Origin of the sequence: Bacillus stratosphericus, assembly GCF_020524495.1 — a bacterium.
In the GTDB taxonomy this organism is placed as follows: Bacteria; Bacillota; Bacilli; order Bacillales; family Bacillaceae; genus Bacillus; species Bacillus stratosphericus_B.
Genome location: NZ_JAIVLB010000085.1, coordinates 1 through 1,516 on the forward strand (window position 1 = coordinate 1; position 1,516 = coordinate 1,516).

General features: G+C 38.5%; 4 protein-coding genes. All 4 read right to left on the reverse strand.

The genetic code is table 11. The annotated features are described in order from the left end of the window. Positions 1–446: ArpU family phage packaging/lysis transcriptional regulator (locus LC033_RS16490; RefSeq protein ID WP_226570313.1), on the reverse strand; the 446-nt coding region annotated here is incomplete at its 3' end. Positions 447–460: 14 nt separating this feature from the next. Beyond that, positions 461–583: a hypothetical protein gene (locus LC033_RS16940; RefSeq protein WP_264188799.1), complete on the reverse strand. Its 123-nt coding sequence runs from the start codon at positions 581–583 to the stop codon at positions 461–463. Positions 584–953: 370 nt separating this feature from the next. Continuing rightward, positions 954–1,343 carry a hypothetical protein gene (locus tag LC033_RS16495; RefSeq protein ID WP_226570315.1) on the reverse strand — a complete coding sequence of 130 codons (390 nt, stop codon included), beginning with the start codon at positions 1,341–1,343 and terminating at the stop codon, positions 954–956. 2 nt (positions 1,344–1,345) lie between these two features. Next, a partial coding sequence (locus LC033_RS17500) for a YopX family protein (protein WP_376776475.1) occupies positions 1,346–1,516 on the reverse strand: 171 nt, incomplete at its 5' end.

The following is a 1,516-nucleotide window of genomic DNA, read 5'->3' on the forward strand; positions in this document are numbered from 1 at the left end:
GCGAAGGCTAAACGGTAAAAGGCTTTATTTTTGAAACGGTAATAATTCCTTTGACTAAGACCCATTTCAGCATATATTTCATAATCGTACATTTCTTCATCCTGCATATAGAGCATAACTAAAATGCGGCGCTCTTTTTGCGTAAGACGATTGATTGCACGCTGAATCCGTTTCATAAATTGATCACGCTCGATTTCCCAATCCATTTTTTTAAGGGCTGCATCCTCGGTCGATGAATGAAACTGATTGGAAAAACTAGGCGGTGTAATGGTATATGTTGTTGTGATTTTTGGGAGGAAGTCTTCTGGCGTTTGAAGCCTTAACATCTTATACTTATCTAGCATTCTTTCCATCTTTTCTCTAGTTTTTTCCTCGTCGATTTGAGGGATATCTAAATTCATTTGATCTGTTTGTTCGTTTGGGTTCTTATCATTTTTATTAGTCATCCCAATCACTCCTTTTATTTTCGGCGCATGGCCCCGCCTTTGGCTCTTCTCAGCCTTTGCATGTTTTGCCCCATCAACTCTCTTAAATCTCTGTCAGTGAGCTTCTGCGGCTGTTTTTTTGGTTTCTCCTTCTTCATGTTCATCCTCCGTTCAGACAAATAAAAAACGGACACCAACCAGCACCCTTAAAAGGTGTTGATCAGTGTCCGCAGGCTCTCCGTCTTGGACTTATTTAATTGACTCTAAAAAAATGTGTTCAAAAATAAAAACAAAACAATCTATTTTGTCTTTAGACTTAAACAGAGTTTCATCTGTGTTGTCATATACCCTATATTGATTCATTACACGCCCTCACCCACTCTTTGAGTCTTTCATAATCCACTGCACTGATATTAACATCAGCAACCCCGCAATATGCACAATGGACATTACCCGGAAACTCTAATCTTTCAATACATGTCCACTCTTCGCAATCCTCGCAATAGTAGCTGTGCAAGTCTTCTGCTTTCATTTTGTGACCTCCGATTGAAATTCAGGTTGATAGCAAGCAGGATACATAGCAGCTTCAACCTTTGCTAATATCCCTTTTTCGATTTTCGTTAACTTATGGCCATGCATTTCCGTATGAAGAATGTTGTCCTTGATGGCTGCTAGTTCTGATCTATCAAGTTTGATAAATCCTTCAAAGCAGTCTGGAAGAATATCTATTTCCACTTCAGCACCAAAAACATCATCAGGGTTGTCACTCTTCTTGAATAAAAACCATGTATCTTCGTGATGGTGTTCCCCTCTTTCTAAAATATCTTCTTTTGTTTCTGCGACCGTTTGGATAATAAAGCCGCATTCATTAATTATTGTCGCATCGTCAGGTAGGAGTGTGATCAATAGTTTTTTCATCTTCATTCACCTTCCATTTTTAATAAATCAGGATTTTGATAGATGTTGCCGATAACCTCAAAAGTCTTTCCACAAAACAGATAATCACGAAGTAGATGAGTTCGTAGGTCTCCTAAGTAACCAATTACGCAAAAACATCCATCATCAAAGACAACTTGTGCTGAGTTCTTTTG